This is a genomic window from Mesorhizobium sp. B2-7-2, from assembly GCF_006440775.1.
Classification (GTDB): Bacteria; Pseudomonadota; Alphaproteobacteria; order Rhizobiales; family Rhizobiaceae; genus Mesorhizobium.
This window is the reverse complement of the sequence record NZ_VFTZ01000002.1, coordinates 213,883-232,557: the sequence shown is the minus strand read 5'-3', so window position 1 is coordinate 232,557 and position 18,675 is coordinate 213,883. Positions and strand designations below refer to the sequence as shown.

The following is an 18,675-nucleotide window of genomic DNA, read 5'->3' as shown; positions in this document are numbered from 1 at the left end:
ATGTCCGCGATCGTTTGCTCCCATGTCGACAAGGCCTATGGCGCCACGACCGTCATCCGCGACCTCAACCTCGCGATCGAAGAGCATGAGTTCGTCGTGTTCCTCGGTCCGTCCGGCTGCGGCAAGTCCACGCTTCTTCGGATGCTGGCCGGGCTGGAGGACATCAGCGGCGGCGAGGTGTCGATCGGCGGCAAGGTGGTGAACGATCTCGAGCCCGGCGACCGCGGCATCGCCATGGTGTTCCAGAACTATGCGCTCTATCCGCATATGACCATCTTCGACAACGTCGCATTCGGACTGAAGCGGCAGAAGGTACCGGCGGCCGAGATCAAGAAGCGGGTCGAGGCAGTTTCCAGGACACTTGGGCTGGAACCCTATCTCGGCCGCAAGCCGACCGAGCTTTCCGGCGGCCAGCAGCAGCGCGTGGCGATCGCGCGCGCCATGATCAAGACGCCGAAAGTGTTCCTGTTCGACGAGCCGCTCTCCAATCTCGATGCCAAGCTGCGCAACCATATGCGCGTCGAGATCGCCAGGCTGCACCAATCGCTGAAGACCACCACCGTCTATGTCACGCACGACCAGCTCGAGGCGATGACGCTGGCCGACCGCATCGTGCTTCTGAAGGACGGCGTGATCGAGCAGATCGGCTCGCCGGCGGAGATCTATCGCCGCCCGGGCAATCTGTTCGTGGCCGGCTTCATCGGAACGCCGAACATGAATTTCATCGAGGTGACGGTCGGCAAGGGCAAGGATGGCTGGACGCTGACCGGCGCGGGGACAGTGCTGTCGCTGCAGGGCGGCGACTTCAACCTACGGCATGGCGATCGCGTGATGCTCGGCATCCGGCCTCCAGATCTGAAGACGGCGCAAGCCGGCGCAGCAAACCTGCTGCAAGGCACCGCCGATCTCATCGAATTCCACGGCAATGACGCGCTGGTGACCTTCGGCTCCGGCGGCAAGGAGATCAGCGCGCTGGTGCCGGCGCGCGAATGCCCGGAGTTGCGCGCGCCGGTGCGCTACAGCTTCGACGAGGAAAGCATTCACCTGTTCGACGCGACGTCGGGCGCGTCGTTGCGCAAGCAGTAGGGCGATGTTCCAGCGTCAGCGGATCGCGTCGAGCGCCTGCCGCTGGCGATGCATTTCGAGGAAGATCCGGTAGTCGCGGTCGAAGCGGGCGCCGGCTTGCTTGTTGGGCGCGCGGATCTTGCCGCCTTGCTGCATGGCTACGCAGGCCGCGTTGAGGTCGCGATAGAGTCCGGCGGCGGTCGCCGCCACCATGCCGGTACCGAGCAGCACCGCCTCGTCGGCCAGCGGCTCGACCACGGTGCAGCCGGTGGCATCGGCGTAGAGCTCCATCAAAAGCGGGTTCTTGGTGTGGCCGCCGGTGACATGCAGCGTGTCGATCAGGTAGCCGTTCTCGTTCAGCGCCTCGAGCACATGGCGCACGCCGAGCGCAATGCCGACGGCGGTGCGCCAGTAGAGCTTGCACAGGCTGTCGAAGGAGGAGTCGAGCGTCAGGCCGCTGATGACGCCGACGGCGTGCGGGTCGGCGAGCGGCGAACGGTTGCCGTGGAAATCCGGCAGCACGTGCAGTCTTGCCGCCAGCGCATCGCCATCTTCGGCGCGCAGCTCGGCGACGCGCCGAGCGATCTTCGTATGCATGGCCGCGTCCGGCTCGCCGCCGGCGCCATGCCAGCGGATGATGTGGTCGAGCAACGCGCCGGTGGCCGACTGGCCGCCTTCAGACAGCCACAGCGTCGGCAATGCGGCGCCGAAATAGGGGCCCCAGACGCCGGCAAAGGGCTGCGGGTCGGGCGACATGGCCATGACGCAGGACGATGTGCCGGCAATCAGCGCCAGATGCCGGCTGATGTTCCTCTCGTCGCCGGCAAAACCGCCCAAAACGCCGAGCGCGCCGGCATAGGCATCGATGACGCCGGCCCCCACCCGGCATTTTTCGGTCAGGCCGAGCTCGGCGGCGGCCTTCGTCGTCAGCGGACCGATATCGGCGCCGACCGGGCTTGCTTTTTCCGGCAGATTGCCATGCTCGAAAAGATCGTCGAGGCCGACCAACTCGAAGAAATCACGCCGCCAGCTTTTTTCCTCATGCGCGAGATAGGTCCATTTCGCCGTCAGCGTGCATTGCGAGCGGGCGAGCGAGCCGGATGCCTTCCAGGTCAGGAAATCGGCAAGGTCGAATAGATAGCCGGCTTCATTCCATGTCCTCGGCAGGTGACGCTTCAGCCACATCAGCTTCGGCGTTTCCATCTCCGGCGACATCACGCCGCCGATATAATCGAGCACGGCGTGACCGCTTGCGGTGCATTCATCGGCCTCGGCGATGGCGCGGTGATCGAGCCAGACCATCGTGTCCCAGCGCTTCTCGCCGGTGACCGAGACGCTGAGCTGGCCGCCTTGCCTGTCGCGCGCGACCAGCGAGCAGGTCGCGTCGAAAGAGATTCCGGCGATATCGCCGGCGGCGACGCCGGATTTTTGGAGCGCGGACCGCACGGATTTGCACACCGCCGACCAGATATCTTCCGAATCATGCTCGGCGTGATCGGGCTTGGGCTGATGCATGGCGATCGGATGATCGGCGCGGCCGAGCAGGTTGCCGCGCGCGTCGAGAATGCCCGCGCGGGCGCTCCCGGTGCCGACATCGACCGCGCAAACGAAACTCTTGATCAAGATGCTTTTTCTCTCGCTCCCAGGCCTGCAATCAAATCGGGCAATTGCAGCATGTCAGCGAATATAAAGTCCGGTTCCGTCGACGCAAGCCGCGCCTTGAGGGCGGGGTTGGAAGCATGCGAGCCGCCGGTGAAGGCAAACACGCGCATCCCCGCCGCGCGGGCGGCGGCGACGCCGGCGGGGCTGTCCTCGATGACCAGGCACTCGCGCGGATGCGCCCGCATGCTGGAGGCGGCGTGGAGGAAGAGGTCGGGCGCCGGCTTGCCGCGTTCGACCATGCTGGCGCTGAACAGATGCGGCTCCAGTAGCGGAAGCAGGCCGGTGACGTCGAGCGCATAGCGGATGCGCTCCAGCGTGCCGGACGAGGCGACGCAGAAGGGCCGGCCGAGCTTCGGCAGCAGTTCCTTGACGCCGGGAATCGGCTTCAACTCCTCGCGGAATTTGCGCATCAGGTCGACGCGCATGGCGGTCAGATGCCGGTCGCTGATCTCGAGCCCGAAATCGCGGCCGAGGATCTCGCGTACGCTCTTCATGCTCTTGCCCAGGAAATGCTCGTAGGCGGCGTCCTCGCTGACCGTGCCGCCGGCCAGCTCGATCATGCCGAGCAGCGCCGAGACGGAAAGCGCCTCGCTGTCGACCAGCACGCCGTCACAGTCGAAGATGACCAGTTCCGGCGTCATGGCTGCTGCGTCCGGCGCTTTCAGAGCTTGCCGGCGAGGTAACGCGTCAGGGTTTCGCGCGCGCCGTGCGCCCACAGGACCCTCAAGGCGTGGGCGAAGGCCTCGGCGAAGACGGACGAGCGGCCGACATCGCCATAGATGTCCTCCATCGCCAGCCAGGCCTTCGGATCGTCCTTGGCCGCCTTCGCGGTCGCCTGCATGCGGTCCCAGCTCGGGTCGTTCGGCTCGATAACGGCGCCGCTGTCGGTGGTGCCGAAGCAATAGCGGCACCACAGGGCCGATTCCAGCGCGAGGCCGGCGGCGCCGTCGCCCGTCTTCAGCCGGTCGGCGATCGTCGGGATAATGAATTTCGGCTGACGGTTGGAGCCGTCGAGGCAAAGCCGGCGGATGGTGTCGCCGATCTTGGGATTGGAGAAGCGCCGCTCGATGAGCTGATAGTAGTCCTCCAGATCCGTATCCGGCACCGGCGGCACGGTCGGGATGATCTCGTCATGCTCGAGCTTCGACAGGAAGGCGCGCACCAGCGGCTCCTGCATGGCTTCATGCACGAAATGGATGTCCATCAGCCCGGCCGGATAAGCGATCGTGGCGTGACCGCCATTGAGGATGCGTATCTTCATCAGCTCGTAAGGCGAGACGTCCTTGACGAATTGCACGCCGACCTTTTCCAACGCTGGGCGGCCGGCGGTGAAACGGTCCTCCAGCACCCATTGCTTGAACGGCTCGCAGAACACCGGCCAATTGTCCTCCAGCCCGAAATCGTCGGCGAGGATCTTGCGCTCGCGGTCGGTGGTGGCCGGGGTGATGCGATCGACCATGCCATTCGGGAAGGCGACCTTGTCCTCCACCCATTTGGCGAGGTCCTCGTCGATCAGCCGCGCAAGGCCGATGACGCCGTCGGAGGTGACATGGCCGTTATGGGGGATGTTGTCGCAGGACATGACGGTGAACGGCACCACGCCGTCGGCCCGCCGGCGCAACAGCCCGGCAAGGATGATGCCGAAAACGGTCTTAGGCACAGCGCCCGGCTGTGCGTCGGCGACGATATCGGGATGGGCCGGGTTGAACTTGCCGGAAGCCGGGTCGATGAAATAGCCGCCCTCGGTGATGGTCAGCGACACGATCTTGATCGCCGGATCGGTAAGCCGCTCGATGGTCGCAGCCGCGTCGCCGGGCATCAGGAAATCGATCATGGCGCCGGTGACGCGGGCGCTCATGTGACCCTGATCCTGCTCGACCACCGTGGTCAGCCAATCCTGCTCTTCAAGCTTCGAGCGGCCGATCTTCTCGCCTTCGAACACGCCGGCGCCGATCAGCGCCCAGTCATGGCCCTCGCCGGTGCCGAACAGGTCGTCGAGATAGACCGCCTGATGCGAGCGGTGGAAGTTGCCGACGCCGAAATGGACGATGCCCGCCTTCAGGGTGGAGCGGTCATATTTCGGGCCGGCGACCTTAGCCGGCAGCATGGCGAGGTTCGAGGAAGAGAGTCTTACGGTCATCTCATTTACCCTTTGGCCGATCTGCAGCCCGACTGTTCCGCCTCCTTCGGAGGGCGAGGATGAGGGGCAACACCCGGTATTCCAGTATGCTGCCCCTCACCTGCCCCATGGCGTCTTCTCCGGAGGAAAGAAGAGAAGCGCCTCCCCCTCAGCTCATCCATTGGCCGCCGTCGACATTGTAGGTCTGGGCGACTATGTATTCGGCCTCGTCGCTGGCGAGGAACACGGCCATGCCGGCGAGATCCTCCGGCTTGCCCATGCGGCCGTAAGGCACGCCTTCGCCGACCAGCCGCTTCTTCTCGCCCCTGGGCCGGTTCTCATATTTTGCGAAGAGCGCATCGACCTGGTCCCACATGTCGCTGTCGACGACACCCGGCGCGATGCCGTTGACGTTGATGCGATGCTTGATCAGGTCGAGTCCGGCCGATTGGGTGAGCGAGATGACGGCGGCCTTGGTGGCGCAGTAGACCGCGACCAGCGGCTCGCCGCGCCGGCCGGCCTGGCTCGCCATGTTGATGATCCTGCCGCCTTTGCCACGTGCGATCATCGAACGGGCAGCCGCCTGCAGCATGAACAGCGTGCCGGCGACATTGACGGAAAACAGTTTTTCGTAGCTCGCCCTCGTGATCTCGACGATCGGCGCCAGGTCGAAGATCGCCGCGTTGTTGATCAGCACGTCGAGCCCGCCGGTCTTGGCCTCGACCGCCTTCACCGCAGCCTCGATCGAAGCCTGGTCGGTAACGTCGAGCCGGACTGCGGAAGCGGCGGAACCGATCGCTTTCGCCGTCGCTTGCGCGGCTTCCAGGTCGATGTCGGCAATCGCCACCGTCGCGCCTTCGCGGACATAGGCTTCGGCGAAGGCCCTGCCGATGCCGCGCGCCGATCCGGTGATCAGCGCCGATTTGCCTTTCAACCTCACTGCACCAGCGCCTTGCCGTCGGCACCGAAGCGGTGGAGCTTGGTCTTGTCGGGGGTCAGGTAGACGGTGTCGCCATGCCTCACCGCAACCTCGCCGTCGGCCCGCACATTGACGGTGCCGATGCCGTCCGCCTGGACGTGCAGGAAGGTGTCGGAGCCGAGATGCTCGGCAACGCCCACCGTCGCCTTCCAGTCGCCGGCCGTGGTCGAGATGTTGAGATGCTCGGGCCGGATGCCGATGGTCTTGGCGCCATATTTGTCGGCCGGCGCGCCTTCGATGAGGTTCATCTTGGGCGAGCCGATGAAACCGGCGACGAAGAGGTTCTTCGGCGTCTTGTAAAGCTCCATCGGCGAGCCGACCTGCTCTATATTGCCGGCATTGAGCACGACGATCTTGTCGGCCATGGTCATGGCTTCGACCTGGTCATGGGTGACGTAGATCATCGTCGTCTTCAGCTGATGGTGCAGCTCGCTGATCTCCAGGCGCATGGTGCCGCGAAGCGCGGCATCGAGGTTGGACAACGGCTCGTCGAACAGGAAAGCCGAAGGCTGGCGCACGATGGCGCGGCCGATGGCGACGCGCTGGCGCTGGCCGCCGGACAGCTGGCCTGGGCGGCGCTCGAGATAATTGGTGAGGTTGAGGACACGCGCGGCGTCCTTCACCTTCTTGTCGATGGTCGCCTGGTCCTCGCCGGCCATCTTCAACGGGAAGGCGATGTTCTTGGCGACCGTCATATGCGGGTAGAGCGCATAGGACTGGAACACCATGGCAAGCTTGCGCTTGGCCGGCGCCTCGCGGGTGACGTCGCGGCCGTCGATGCTGATGGTGCCGCCGCTGGTGTCCTCGAGCCCGGCGATCAGCCTGAGCAGCGTGGACTTGCCGCAACCCGATGGGCCGACGAACACGACGAACTCGCCGTCCTCGATGTTGAGGTCGATGTCCGGAATGATCACCGTCGACCCGAAGGACTTGGAGACGTTCTTGAGCGTGATGTTTCCCATGGCTTCCTCCCGGGGATGGTCTTCGTCGTCCGCCGCTTGGGCGTTGTTACTTCACGGCGCCGAAGGTGAGGCCGCGCACCAGCTGCTTCTGGCTGAACCAGCCCATGATCAGGATCGGCGCGATCGCCAGCGTCGAGGCCGCCGACAGCTTTGCCCAGAACAGGCCTTGCGGACTGGAGAAGGAGCTGATGAAGGCCGTCAGCGGGGCGGCATTGGTGGTGGTTAGCCGGATGGTCCAGAACGCCTCATTCCAGGCCAGGATGATGTTGAGCAGCATGGTCGAGGCGATGCCGGGCACCGCCATCGGCGTCAGCACATAGATGATCTCGTTCCACAGCGAGGCGCCGTCCATGCGCGCCGCCTCGAGGATCTCGCCCGGGATCTCGCGGAAGTAGGTGTAAAGCATCCAGACCACGATCGGCAGGTTGATCAGCATCAGCATCACGGTGAGGCCGATGCGGCTGTCGAGCAGGCCGGTGTCGCGGAAGATCAGGTAGATCGGGAACAGCACCGCGACGGCCGGCATCATCTTGGTGGACAGCATCCACATCAGGATGTCCTTGGTGCGCTTGGTCGGCGAGAAGGCCATAGACCATGCAGCCGGGACCGCGATCAGCAGCGCCAGGATGGTCGAGCCGACCGAGAGGATCACCGAGTTCAGGAAGAACTTGAAATAACCGCTCTGCGCCTGCACCTCGGCGTAGCTTTCCGTGGTGCCGGACGGGATCAGGGCAAAGCCCTGGATCGCCTCCTGCTCGGACTTGAACGAGGTGATGATCGTGTAAAGGATCGGAAAGAAGATTAGCAGGGCGACGATCCAGGCCGCGGCCGTGGCAATGGTCTTGTGCTGGGTGGTGACTGCGCGTGCCATCTTGTCCTCCCTATTTGTCGAGGTTCTTGCCGACGGCGCGCATGGCGAAGAAGGCAACGATGTTGGCGAGAATGACGGCGATCACGCCACCGGCGGAGGCCTGGCCGATTTTGAACTCCAGCAGCGCCTTCTGATAGACGAGGAAGGGCAGGTTGGTGGAGGCGTAGCCCGGGCCGCCATTGGTGGTGACCAGTATCTCGGCATAGATCGAGAGCAGGAAGATCGTCTGGATCAGGATCACGACGGTGATGGCGCGCGACATGTGCGGCAGCGTCAGATACCAGAAGCGGCTGAGGAAGCCGGCGCCGTCCATCTCGGCCGCCTCCTTCTGCTCGCCGTCGAGCGACTGCAGGGACGTCAACAGGATCAGCGTTGCGAAGGGCAACCATTGCCAGGCGACGATGATGATCACCGCCGTCAGCGGGTGCTGCCCGAACCAGTCGATCGGCTGGGCGCCGAAGAAGCGCGCAATGTCGGCGAAGACGCCATATTGCGGGTGCATGATCATGTTCTTCCAGACCAGCGCCGCGACCGGCGGCATGACGAAGAACGGCGAGATGACCAGGATGCGCACGATCCCCTGGCCCCAGATCGGCTGATCGAGCAGCAGCGCAAGAAGAATGCCGCCGATGATGGTGATCAGCAGGACCGCCACGACGATGGTCAGCGTGTTGAGAATGGCGGCGAAGAAGGCCGGATTGTCGTAGAACAGCTTGTAGTTGGAGAGACCGACGAAGCCATCGCGGATCGGGTTCAGCGGATTGTATTGCAGGAACGAGAACCACAGCGTGAACAGCAACGGCACGATCATCCAGACGAACAGCAGGATCACCGATGGCGCCATCATGAAACGGGCAAGCGAACGGGTTTGCTGAGTAGCCATGACGGTCACCCTCCCAATGTCAGCCGGATTTTCAGCGTTGTGCCAGAATTTTCCCGATTTTGAAGGGTGGCCGCCCGAACTGGGTTTCGGGCGGCCCCTTGCCGGTCATGATGGGCGACCGGCGTTCGGCACCGGGAGGAGCCTTACTTGATGTAGCCGCCTTCGGTCATCGTCGCGGTGGCGGCGTCCTGAGCCTGCTTGAGCGCGTCGTCGACGCTCGACTGGCCGGCAAGGGCGGCCGAGAAGAGCTGGCCGACAGTGGTGCCGAGGCCCTGGAATTCAGGAATGGCGACGAACTGCACGCCGACATAGGGCACCGGCTTGACCGTCGGATGCGTCGGGTCGGCGGCGTTGATGGAATCCAGGGTCATCTTCGCGAACGGCGCCGCCTTCTGGTATTCCGGATTGGCGTAGAGCGAGGAGCGTGTTCCAGGCGGAACGTTGGCCCAGCCTTCCTTGGAAGCGACCAGCTCGGCATAATGCTTGCTGGTTGCCCAGGAGACGAACTTCTCGGCGGCATCGGCCTTCTGGGTGCCGGCGGGGATCGCCAGCGACCATGCCCACAGCCAGTTGCCGCGCTTGCCGAGGCCATTGTCGGGCGCCAGCGCGTAGCCGACCTTGTCGGCGACCTGCGAGGCCTTCGGATCGGAGACGAAGGACGCCGCGACGGTGGCGTCGATCCACATGCCGCACTTGCCCTGCTGGAACAGTGCCAGGTTCTCGTTGAAGCCGTTGGACGAAGCGCCTTCCGGACCGTCGGCCTTCATCAGGTCGACATAGAACTGCAGCGTGTTCTTCCATTCCGGCTGATCGAACTGCGGCTTCCAGTTCTCATCGAACCAGCGGGCGCCGAAGGAGTTCGACATGGCGGTGAGGAAGGCCATATTCTCGCCCCAGCCGGCCTTGCCGCGCAGGCACACGCCGTTCACGCCGTTGGCGCGGTCGGTCATCTTGTCGGCGGCCTGCTTGATGAAGTCCCAGGTCGGCGCGTCGGGCATCTTCAAGCCCGCTTTCTCCATCAGGTCCTTGCGGTACATGACGAAGGAGCTCTCGCCGTAGAAGGGCGCGGCATAGAGCTTGCCGTCGACCGAAAGGCCGCCGGCGATGGCCGGGATGATGTCCTTGACGTCATAGTCGTCGCCGAGCTTGTCGAGCGGCAGGAGCCAGCTCTGCTTCGCCCAGATCGGAACCTCGTAGGTGCCGATGGTCATGACGTCGTACTGGCCGCCCTTGGTGGCGATATCGGTCGTGACGCGCTCGCGCAGCACGTTCTCTTCAAGCGTAACCCAGTTGAGCTGGATGTCGGGGTTGGCCTTGGTGAAGTCGTCCGTCAGCTTCTGCATGCGGACCATGTCGCCATTGTTGACGGTGGCGATGGTGATGGATTCGGCATGCGCGGCGAAAGCGAGGGCGCTGGCCGACAACAGGCCCAGGGTGAGCGTGCGAAGTTTCATCAAATTCCTCCCATAAACCAAGATGAGCATTTGCCTTGGCTATGGGCAATTACTCACTTGGCTTGAATTATGTCAACCCTGAACCTGTGCTGCAGCGCAGCAGAAATGACGCCGCGCGCCCCGGTCGGGTGACGCGCCGGTACCCTTGGCAGGAGGACGGTGAGGGCGATTGGCTTACGGGCAGGCGATCTCGGCCAGGAGCCAGTCGCGGAAGGCGCGGATCTTCGGAACGTTGCGGCGCGCCGTCGGATAGACCAGCCAATAGGCATGGCCATCGTCGCCGACGAGGTCGAAGGGCTGGACCAGGCGACCGTCTGCGATCTCGTTCTTGAACAACGCCCTGGTCAGGATCGCAACACCATGGCCGGCCATGGCCGCGTTCGCTTCATAGGCCTGCGCGCCCATGCTGGAGCCCGGCCGTTTGGCGAGGTCGTGCCCGGTCACGCCGGCGGCCTCGAACCATTGCGTCCACCAGATGTCGCCCGGGTCGAGGATCGGCAGGCGCAACAGGTCCGCCGGCTCCTTGACGCCGCCGATGCTCGCCGCGAGCTTCGGGCTCAGCATCGGCGTGAAATCGGCGTCGAGCAGCTTATGCGCCTCCAGGCCCGGCCATTTGCCGGCGCCGGAGCGGATGGCGAGATCGACATCCTCGCGCGCGAAATCGGTCAGGCGGCTCGACGTGTCGAGCCGCACGGCAAGTGCCGGATGCGCGAGCTGGAACGCGCCCAGATGCTGCGCCAGCCAGTTCGAGGCAAAGGTCAGCACGGTGGTGATGCAGAGCAGGCCGTCGGCGCCGCCGCGCGCCGCGGCATAGGCCTGGCCCAGGATGGCGAAGGCTTCGCTGACGGCGGGCGCCAGGCGCTGGCCAGGCTCGGTCAACTCGATCTGCCGCGGCCGGCGCAGGAACAGCGGCGCGCCGATGCGCTCCTCGAGCAGCTTGATCTGGTAGCTCGCAGCCGCCTGGGTCATGCCCAGCTCCTGCGCGGCCTTGGTGAAGGACAGGTGCCTGGCCACCGCCTCGAACACCCGGATCGCCTGCAGCGGCGGCAGGGGCGCAAGCTGCGGAGAGCTGAGATCGGGCATAAGGCCTCCTTATGGGTCATGATCGAGGTTTGATTGGAAGCACGAACCGGCCAGACCGATATTTGGGGTCGACGGTCAATCCAGTTCAAGCGCCAGAGCGCTTCGCCGTTTCACGGAAACGGCAAATCGCTCTAACTCTCTGATTTTACGCAATTCCGGACGGAAAACCGCTCACACTTTTCCTGGAATTGCTCAAGCGAAGGCTGACGATCATGGTCACGGTTCAGGAAAAGCTCGTTTCCACCCCGGCACAGGGCTGGTTTTTCACGCTCGTGCGGGAATTTGCAAGGTTTTCGGGCCGCAGGCGCGGCTATCTCGATGTCCGGGAATTTTCCGAGCATCTGCAGCGCGACATGGGTTTTCTCGACGGCAACGATCCGCGCGGCCGCTCGCAATAGCCGGCACTTTTTATTGGCAATCAGCCGGCAAGCAGTGCTTCGGCCGTGCGTTCGTCGGTGATGAGACCGTTGACCAGCCGGCGATTGACGGCGGCCAGGATGCCCGCCAGCTTGCGTTCGCCCATGGCCAGAGCGATGACCAACGATCTTTCCCGCGACGGCAGCGCGGCGGAAGACACGCGGTCGTTGGTGATGCCTTCGATCATGCGGCCTTCGCGGTCGTACACCCAGCCGACGATCTCGGCGATGCCGCCTGCCTTCTGCAGCGCCTTCAACTCGTTTTCGGAAATGAAGCCGTCCTCGTAGAGCGGGGCCTTGGGCCCGAGATCTCCGATGCCGACGAAGGTGACATCGGCCTCGGCCGCCAGCGCCAATGTAGGCTGGATCATCGGCTGGTTGAGCAGCATCTCGCGCTCTTCCGGCGAGGATGCAATGACCGGCAGCGGCATCGGGAAGGACCGCGCCTTGACGCGGTCGGCCATGGTGAAGATGACGTTGTAAAAGGCTGCCGAGCCGTCGGGCGAGATATTGCCGGTCAAGGACACGACCTTGTGCTGCGGGCAGTCCATCGGCGGCAGTTGCTCGATCGCCGCCTTCAGCGTGCGCCCGGTGCCGATCGCCATGACGATGGGAGCCTCGGAGCGCAGCCGGCGTTCGATCTCGGCCGCGGCCGCCTCGGCGATGCCGATCGTCGTCGAACTCGAGGTCGGATCGCTCGGCACCACTTCGACAAGGTCGAGCGCGAAGCGCGACTTCAGCCGCGCGGCGAGGTCCAGACAGTTGGCGATCGGATGATCGACCCGCACCTTGATCAGGCCCTCCGACATGGCGAGCGATACCAACCGCTGCGCCGTCTGCCTGGAGATGCCCAGTTTGGCGGCGATCTGGTCCTGCGTGTTGCCGGCAACATAATAGAGCCAGCCGGCGCGCGCGGCGTCGTCCAACCTGGTGCTGCCGATTTCCTGTCGCGAATTCACGTCCTGCCTCCCAGCCCGCAAGAATGTTGAAACGGGCGCCATAGCTTACAGCGATTGCGCCGACGCGCAATTGTCTATCGAAAGAGCAATTGCTTGGAAGCTTTCCTGATCCCCGAAGGATCAATCCGCCGCTTGCCCAACCATTTGCCGGCGGGACGGTTTATCTCCACAGGGAAACCGATTAAGGGGATCGGCGAAGGGAGTCGCGCATGGTGCCGAAAGCCGTTTTCTGGGATATGGACGGGACGCTGGTCGACAGCGAGCCGCTGCACGAGGCGGCACTTGTGGCGGCGCTGCGCAGCGTCGGCATCGCCCCGCCGCCCGACCTGCATCAGCGCGTGCTGGGCATCGCGGCATGGCCGGTCTACGAAATGTTGCGCGACGAGTTCGGCCTCGCCCTGCCCTTCGACGACTGGATCGTGCGCAAATACGATCACTATCTGCCGCTGGCCGAAACGCTGAAGCCACGCCCCGGCGCAATCGAAGTGTTCAACGAATTGCGCGCGCTCGACGTCGAGCAGGCGGTGGTGTCCAACTCCGACCGGCTGATCGTCGACGCCAATCTGCGCGCCGTCGGCCTCACCTATCCGGGCATGATGACGGTCAGCCGCAACGACGTGATCGACGGCAAGCCGCTTCCCGAACCATTCCTGCGCGCCGCCTATCTCGCCGGCGTCGATCCGGCGGATGCCTTTGCCGTCGACGACAGCCTGACAGGCGCCATGGCCGGACTGGCGGCGGGCATGAAGACGATCTTCTGGCCGGAGGCGCCGATGGAAGGCCCGGCCGGCGCGATCGTCATCAACAGCGCCGGAGAGCTGCGGGCGCAACTGGGGCTCTGAGCAGCTTCAGACGTCGGCGCCGCCCCTCATCCGCCTGCCGGCACCTTCTCCCCGTGAAACGGGCTACGACATGCACATATTTCCAAGCGGCTGGCCTTTGGCGATAACGTGCATGGCAGCTTGGCGCATGCATTGTCTTATGTAGCGCCGGTCGACCCCCACTCCGTCTCTGCTTCGCCGAGCCACCTCTCCCCCGATCGACGGGGTAGAGGAAGAGCGCCAAGCTTTTTGCCGTCAATGCTCGTCCAGCGACGCTCCGTTCCTTTCCCTCCGGAGGGGGGAAAGGTGGCGCTGCGAAGCAGCGACGGATTGGGGGAACCACGTGGCAATCAAGCCTCGGCCTGATCAGTCACGCCAGGCACAGAAGGTGTGTGCATGGCGTAGCCGGGGGAGCATCAATTCCGGTAGACCGGCTCTTCCTCGTCGAGGATCGCCTTCAGCTCGGCAAGGTGACGCTCTGCCTGGCCTGGATAATCGTCCATCTCGCGCGCGGTCTTCTCGGCGATTTCGTCGGAAAGCGTGCGCAGCGGGCGGCCGGTCCACAGCGCCTTGATGTAGGTCTCGGCGGCGCGTTCGAAATAGAACATGCGGTTGAAGGTGTCGGCGACGGTGTCGCCGATGACCATGACGCCGTGATTGCCCATGACCATCACCTTGACCTTGGGGTCGGTGAGAAGCTGCGAGCAGCGCTCGCCCTCCTCCTCGAAGGCCAGACCGCCATAATTGGCGTCGACAACATGGCGGTTGAAGAACATGGCCGAGTTCTGGTCGACCGGCGGCAGCGTCGAATCGGCGAGCGAAGCAAGCACGGTGGCGTGGATTGAATGGACATGCATGGCGCAGCGCGCATGCGGGACGTTGCGGTGGATGGCGCCGTGCAAGCCCCAGGCGGTCGGGTCGGGCGCGTTGGGGCCGGACAGCGTGTCCGGATCGTTGGCGTCGATCAGCAGCAGGTCGCTCGCCTTGATGCGCGAGAAATGCACCTGGTTGGGATTCATCAGGAACTTCGTGCCTTCGTCGTTGACGGACAACGAGAAGTGGTTGGCCACCGCCTCATGCATGTTGAGCCGCGCCGTCCAGCGGAAGGCGGCGGCGAGATCGACCCGCTCCTCATAATAGGGCAGGTTGCTCAGCGGTTCCTTGTGCAGGCGGGCAAGGCTCATCGAATATCCTCCGCTTTGGTTTGTTTTCCGAGAATGCCGCGCATGGCGGCTGCCAGCAACCGATAAACGCTGGTTCAGCGGATCAAGCCGCCGGGCGCGCCGACTGCAGCCCGCCCTGCTCGACGATGAAGTCGATCACTTCCTGCAAACCCTTGCCGCGCGAAAGGTCGGTGAAGCCGAACGGCCTTTTGCCGCGCATGCGGCCGGCGTCGCTCTCCATGACATCGAGGTTGACGTTCACATAGGGCGCCAGATCGCTCTTGTTGATGATCAGGAAATCCGAGCGGGTGATGGCCGGGCCGCCCTTGCGCGGGATCTCCTCGCCCTGGCAGACCGAGATGACATAGAGGGTCAAGTCGGCAAGGTCGGGCGAGAAGGTGGCTGCGAGATTGTCGCCGCCGGATTCGATGAAGATGATGTCGAGATCGGGGAATTTCTTGTTCAGCTCGGCGATGGCGCGCAAATTGATCGAGGCGTCCTCGCGGATGGCGGTGTGCGGACAGCCGCCGGTCTCGACGCCGACGATGCGCTCTTCGGGTAATGCTTGTAGCCGCGCGAGCATCATAGCGTCTTCCTTGGTGTAGATGTCGTTGGTGACGACGGCGATCGAAAAATCGTCGCGCAACGCCTTGCAGAGCTTTTCCGTGAGCGTCGTTTTGCCGGAGCCGACCGGCCCGCCGATGCCGATGCGAAGAGGACCGTTTTTCGACGTCATGCCGGAAACTCCGTGATGGCAAGAATTGCGAAGCCTGCCCCGATCAAGAGGCAAAGCGGCGAATAAAGGCTTTGGTCAAGCCGCGCGAAAGGCTGTTCAGGCGCAAGCCGGCGCCACCAGGGCGTGAAGCCGGCGATACCGCGACCGAGGAAGACGAGGCCGATCATCAATGCCGAGGCCGCCAGGCCCTCTCTTGGAAAGGGCGTTGCAAAGACGCCCGCGAGCGCCAGCGGCCAGAGCGTCGCGAGCACGAGGCAAGCGGCGACGGCAAAACTCGCGAAGGACGACGGCATCGCGTCGACGCCGCGGAAACCGACGACGGCGCGGGCGCAGGATGCCTGGTCCGTGCCCGGCCAGATGCCACCTATGCCCCAATAGACATGCAGCGCTGTGATCAGGAGCAGGACGAAGGAGAGGATGACGGCAAGGATGGTCATGAGCGGAACAGCCTGGAGTACTGCGTCTCATGCTGCATCGCCATGATGTCGGACATGAAGGCCGCGCCGCCCAGATCGTCCAGGCTGGAAGCGGCGGCGCGCGATGCGGTCGCCAGCGCCAGAGGTTCGAAGCCGGCTAACAATGTGACGACGTCGACCTGGCCGACGATACCCAACCTGATTGCCGCCTGCAGGAGGTTGGAGAAGAAAGCCTGCACGAAGGCGGAGAGCGCCTCCGAAAGGCCGATGCCGCTGCCGCCCGCAACGGCGCCGACTGCTACGCAATAGGGGCAATCGGCCGGCAGGCGCTCCAGCGCTCCAGACGACCAGGCCGACGCCGCCTGGAGAAAGGCCGTGCCCTGCAGCATGGTTTCCATGTGCCGCTCCTGCGACCCGGCAAGCGCTTCGGCCAGCGCTGCTGTCTCCTGGAGATCGCCGCCGTCACGTCCGCGCCGCCAGCTTTCGGCGAAGAGCACGGCGTCGTTCCAGCCCGAGCCGATCTCGACCAGCGTCTCCAGCCAGCCGGAGAGATCGTCGCGATCCGCGATCAGCCCATCCTGCACGGCGCTCTCGATCCCGTGGCTGTAAGAGAAGCCACCGACCGGAAAGGAAGGCGACAGCCAAGCCATTAGCCGCAGCAGTGCGATGCTGGAAAGCTCCTCAGTCATGATGATGGTGATTGTCGTGGTCGTGGTCATGGTGATCGTGATCGTCTTGATCATGATCGTGATGATCATGCGAATGGCCGTGGTCATGTCCGGAATAGGCGCCGCGCACCGGGCTGAACGGCTGCGAAACCTCGTTTACAGTGGCGCCGAGGCCTTCGAGCATCGCTTTGATGACGTGGTCGCGCAGGATGAGGATGCGGTCCGCCTCGATCGCCGCGGCGAGGTGACGGTTGCCGATGTGCCAGGCGAGCTCGGCGAGATGAACCGCGTCGCGGGCGCGGATGTCGTAGACCTCCTCCGGTGCCGCGACGATCTCGAGCTGGCGGCCATCCTCCAGCACCAGCCGGTCGCCATTGCCGAGCGCCACCGGCTCGGGCAGGTCGACCAGCACCTTTTCGCCACCCGCCGTCTCGATGGCGCGGCGACGCAGATGCCGCTCGTCATGCGGCAGCACGGCCTTGTCATAGGTTGACGTCGAACCGGCCTCGCCGGCTGGCAGCACCGAGACGGCGCGCGGGAATTTGGTGAAATCGGTGGTGATGTTGAGTTTCATTTCATGGCTCCGCCATTGGCTTGCGCCCTTGCACGGGCGGGGCGCTGAACGACACGGTCGAAATAGGCGTTGACGCGCTCGGAATCGATCGGGAAACGGCCGGCACGCGCCCAGCCGCCAATATCGCCGAGCAACACGTCGACCGCCGAGAAGCGGTCGCCCAGCGCAAAGGCCCTGTCGCCAAGCCGGCGATCCAGCGCCTTTATTTCGGATGCGAAATCATAGGCCGCGGCCGGGCCGACATCGACCCGCACATCCCTGGGCAGCAGGAAGCGGTGGCGCAGCTTGTTCCAAAGCGGCGCTTCCAATTCGCTCTGGGCGAAATGCATCCAGGAATCCATCTCGGCGCGGCCGGCGAGACCCGGATTGGCGCCCATGCCTTTATCGGCGTGCTTATCCGCCAGATAGACGCAGATCGCCGCCGAGTCGGTCACCTTGAGGTCGCCGTCGATCAGGATCGGCACCTTGCCAGAGGGGTTGAGCGCATAGGCCTCCGGCGAGCGCAGTCTCACCTCGACGAACTCGTAGGGCTGCCCGAGCTCCTCCAGCATCCAGAGCACCCGGCTGACCCGGGAGCCGCGCGATCCGACGGCCTTGTACATGGTTGAGTCCTGCATTTCCCCAAATCCTAGATCAATGCAAGGATCAACCCAATGGCGGTTAAACGATGGTGTCGAAGAGCCGCAGGATGAACGATATCTGATAGATCAGCGCGGCCGCGACGAAGGCGATGTGGAAGCGGCGGTCGCGCACCAGGATCGCGACGACACAGAGCGCGACGAAGACCGGCGTTCGGAACAGATACTCATTGCCGAAGCGGGCAAAGTGCTCGGCGCCTTTGAGCAGCGTGTCGACCACGTCGAGCAGATACGTCGCCGCCAGCAGCCCAAAGAACCAGCCGCGGCGCGAGTAAAAATAGTCCTCGTAGCTGGTGTAATCGAGCATCGAATCCGGAAACAGCAGCGCGCAGAGCAGGAACAGCGTGATGGCGTAGAAGATGATGAAAAGATATTTGCCGAAGGTCCAGTTCTCGATGGCGTAGAGCCCGAACTCCCACCACCAGAAATGCACCAGCATCAGCAGCACCGAGGCGACCCAGGCGAGGTGCACCGCATAGAGCCGGTACTGACCGGGGTGCTGGACGATGCGGGCCGTTCCCGAAAGCAGGCGGGTGACGCCTAGGCCGATCACCATGCCCATGACGATGCGGATATGCGGGAAGATGTCGTGGGGAGAGGCGATTTCGGTGGGCATGCGTAATCACAATGCGGGCTTATAGTGGGCCGCTTATCGGCATCTGGATCATCGGGGAACCCGCGTCCCTATCCGCGAGTGAGTTGATCCGGCGACCACGGAGCGCCGGGGAGGAAATCCTGATCGAGAACGTCGGCGATTCGATAAGGACAATCGAGCGGGAAATGCTTTCCAGGCAGGCCCGTTTCGTCAATTGCATTCAGCCGCGCAAACTCAAATTCGCTAGCAAGTTGAGTTTGCGGATAGGCTTTCAAGCTCGGACTCTCGTCGATCAGTTTTTTGATGTGATGCCGTTGTTCGCGGATGGTGAGTAACCAGCCAGTCTTGCGCATTTCCTGCTGGAATTCCCATTTGAGCAAATGCAAGAGCAAGGTGCCAAGTCTGTTCGCAATTTGCCTCTTGTCACTCCGCCCCAAGCTCTCGATCTCCTCCGCTAAATTCTCGCGATCGAGGTCGGAGAGACGACCTTCGCGCAACAGCGCGCCTTGCTCGGCGCACCACTGAGCGTAGTCCGTCTCAATGGGTGTAGACTTATGCCGACGTTGTATCTGAATTTTATTCATACTCGCATAATGCGCCGTTTTCGATCT

General features: G+C 63.8%; 21 protein-coding genes. 3 read left to right on the top strand and 18 right to left on the bottom strand.

Annotated elements, in window-relative coordinates; translation table 11 throughout:
• Positions 1 to 1,086 (top strand): sn-glycerol-3-phosphate ABC transporter ATP-binding protein UgpC, encoded by a 1,086-nt coding sequence (ugpC, locus tag FJ425_RS03960; protein ID WP_140628336.1) that lies wholly within the window; start codon positions 1 to 3, stop codon positions 1,084 to 1,086.
• 15 nt (positions 1,087 to 1,101) lie between these two features.
• On the opposite strand, the gene FJ425_RS03955 is transcribed toward ugpC, so the two are convergent.
• From FJ425_RS03955 to gcvA, 9 genes are all read right to left on the bottom strand, one after another.
• The gene (locus FJ425_RS03955) at positions 1,102 to 2,688 is read right to left on the bottom strand and encodes an FGGY-family carbohydrate kinase (protein ID WP_140628333.1); all 1,587 of its coding nucleotides are present in this window, start codon (positions 2,686 to 2,688) and stop codon (positions 1,102 to 1,104) included.
• The gene (locus FJ425_RS03950; RefSeq protein ID WP_140628330.1) at positions 2,685 to 3,368 is read right to left on the bottom strand and encodes an HAD family hydrolase; all 684 of its coding nucleotides are present in this window, start codon (positions 3,366 to 3,368) and stop codon (positions 2,685 to 2,687) included. Before FJ425_RS03950 ends, FJ425_RS03955 begins: the two co-directional genes overlap by 4 nt.
• 20 nt (positions 3,369 to 3,388) lie before the next feature.
• Positions 3,389 to 4,867, bottom strand: coding sequence for a mannitol dehydrogenase family protein (locus tag FJ425_RS03945; protein WP_140628327.1), 1,479 nt, complete (start codon positions 4,865 to 4,867; stop codon positions 3,389 to 3,391).
• A gap of 148 nt (positions 4,868 to 5,015) precedes the next feature.
• On the bottom strand, positions 5,016 to 5,786 hold the full coding sequence (locus FJ425_RS03940) for an L-iditol 2-dehydrogenase (RefSeq protein WP_140628324.1): 771 nt from the start codon (positions 5,784 to 5,786) through the stop codon (positions 5,016 to 5,018).
• Entirely contained in the window at positions 5,783 to 6,787 is a 1,005-nt protein-coding gene (locus FJ425_RS03935; protein ID WP_140628321.1) for an ABC transporter ATP-binding protein, read from the bottom strand. The genes FJ425_RS03940 and FJ425_RS03935 overlap by 4 nt, the downstream gene beginning before the upstream one ends.
• Positions 6,788 to 6,833: 46 nt before the next feature.
• The gene (locus tag FJ425_RS03930; protein WP_140545423.1) at positions 6,834 to 7,658 is read right to left on the bottom strand and encodes a carbohydrate ABC transporter permease; all 825 of its coding nucleotides are present in this window, start codon (positions 7,656 to 7,658) and stop codon (positions 6,834 to 6,836) included.
• A gap of 10 nt (positions 7,659 to 7,668) precedes the next feature.
• Positions 7,669 to 8,541, bottom strand: coding sequence for a sugar ABC transporter permease (locus FJ425_RS03925; RefSeq protein ID WP_140545422.1), 873 nt, complete (start codon positions 8,539 to 8,541; stop codon positions 7,669 to 7,671).
• 143 nt (positions 8,542 to 8,684) lie between these two features.
• Positions 8,685 to 9,995: a sugar ABC transporter substrate-binding protein gene (locus FJ425_RS03920; protein WP_140628318.1), complete on the bottom strand. Its 1,311-nt coding sequence runs from the start codon at positions 9,993 to 9,995 to the stop codon at positions 8,685 to 8,687.
• Positions 9,996 to 10,169: 174 nt separating this feature from the next.
• The gene (gcvA, locus tag FJ425_RS03915) at positions 10,170 to 11,078 is read right to left on the bottom strand and encodes a transcriptional regulator GcvA (RefSeq protein ID WP_140628315.1); all 909 of its coding nucleotides are present in this window, start codon (positions 11,076 to 11,078) and stop codon (positions 10,170 to 10,172) included.
• Positions 11,079 to 11,290: 212 nt separating this feature from the next.
• Here gcvA and FJ425_RS03910 point away from each other — a divergent pair, with 212 nt between their 5' ends.
• Positions 11,291 to 11,476, top strand: a complete 186-nt coding sequence (locus FJ425_RS03910; protein ID WP_140628312.1) for a hypothetical protein — start codon at positions 11,291 to 11,293, stop codon at positions 11,474 to 11,476.
• A 20-nt stretch (positions 11,477 to 11,496) separates the two neighbouring features.
• Here FJ425_RS03910 and FJ425_RS03905 read toward each other — a convergent pair whose 3' ends face one another.
• Positions 11,497 to 12,453 (bottom strand): sugar-binding transcriptional regulator, encoded by a 957-nt coding sequence (locus FJ425_RS03905; protein WP_095768100.1) that lies wholly within the window; start codon positions 12,451 to 12,453, stop codon positions 11,497 to 11,499.
• Between the two features lie 209 nt (positions 12,454 to 12,662).
• On the opposite strand from FJ425_RS03905, the gene FJ425_RS03900 reads away from it, so the two are divergent.
• The gene (locus FJ425_RS03900; protein ID WP_140628308.1) at positions 12,663 to 13,295 is read left to right on the top strand and encodes an HAD family phosphatase; all 633 of its coding nucleotides are present in this window, start codon (positions 12,663 to 12,665) and stop codon (positions 13,293 to 13,295) included.
• Positions 13,296 to 13,690: 395 nt separating this feature from the next.
• Here FJ425_RS03900 and FJ425_RS03895 read toward each other — a convergent pair whose 3' ends face one another.
• The 8 genes from FJ425_RS03895 to FJ425_RS03860 all read right to left on the bottom strand — a co-directional run bounded on the left by FJ425_RS03895 (position 13,691) and on the right by FJ425_RS03860 (position 18,648).
• Positions 13,691 to 14,458, bottom strand: a complete 768-nt coding sequence (locus tag FJ425_RS03895) for a class II aldolase and adducin N-terminal domain-containing protein (protein ID WP_140628305.1) — start codon at positions 14,456 to 14,458, stop codon at positions 13,691 to 13,693.
• 82 nt (positions 14,459 to 14,540) lie between these two features.
• Positions 14,541 to 15,173, bottom strand: a complete 633-nt coding sequence (gene ureG, locus FJ425_RS03890) for an urease accessory protein UreG (protein WP_140628301.1) — start codon at positions 15,171 to 15,173, stop codon at positions 14,541 to 14,543.
• Positions 15,170 to 15,610: a DUF3995 domain-containing protein gene (locus FJ425_RS03885; RefSeq protein ID WP_140628296.1), complete on the bottom strand. Its 441-nt coding sequence runs from the start codon at positions 15,608 to 15,610 to the stop codon at positions 15,170 to 15,172. The genes ureG and FJ425_RS03885 overlap by 4 nt, the downstream gene beginning before the upstream one ends.
• Positions 15,607 to 16,278, bottom strand: coding sequence for an urease accessory protein UreF (locus tag FJ425_RS03880; protein WP_140722122.1), 672 nt, complete (start codon positions 16,276 to 16,278; stop codon positions 15,607 to 15,609). The genes FJ425_RS03885 and FJ425_RS03880 overlap by 4 nt, the downstream gene beginning before the upstream one ends.
• Positions 16,271 to 16,831, bottom strand: a complete 561-nt coding sequence (gene ureE / locus FJ425_RS03875) for an urease accessory protein UreE (RefSeq protein ID WP_140721891.1) — start codon at positions 16,829 to 16,831, stop codon at positions 16,271 to 16,273. Before ureE ends, FJ425_RS03880 begins: the two co-directional genes overlap by 8 nt.
• Complete coding sequence (locus FJ425_RS03870; protein ID WP_246673207.1) at positions 16,828 to 17,448, bottom strand: glutathione S-transferase family protein; 621 nt, start codon at positions 17,446 to 17,448, stop codon at positions 16,828 to 16,830. The genes ureE and FJ425_RS03870 overlap by 4 nt, the downstream gene beginning before the upstream one ends.
• Before the next feature lie 43 nt (positions 17,449 to 17,491).
• Positions 17,492 to 18,085 (bottom strand): hypothetical protein, encoded by a 594-nt coding sequence (locus FJ425_RS03865; RefSeq protein ID WP_140546159.1) that lies wholly within the window; start codon positions 18,083 to 18,085, stop codon positions 17,492 to 17,494.
• A gap of 68 nt (positions 18,086 to 18,153) precedes the next feature.
• A complete protein-coding gene (locus FJ425_RS03860; RefSeq protein ID WP_140628290.1) occupies positions 18,154 to 18,648 on the bottom strand; it encodes a DUF29 domain-containing protein in 495 nt (164 codons plus the stop codon).
• Between the last annotated feature and the right edge of the window lie 27 nt (positions 18,649 to 18,675).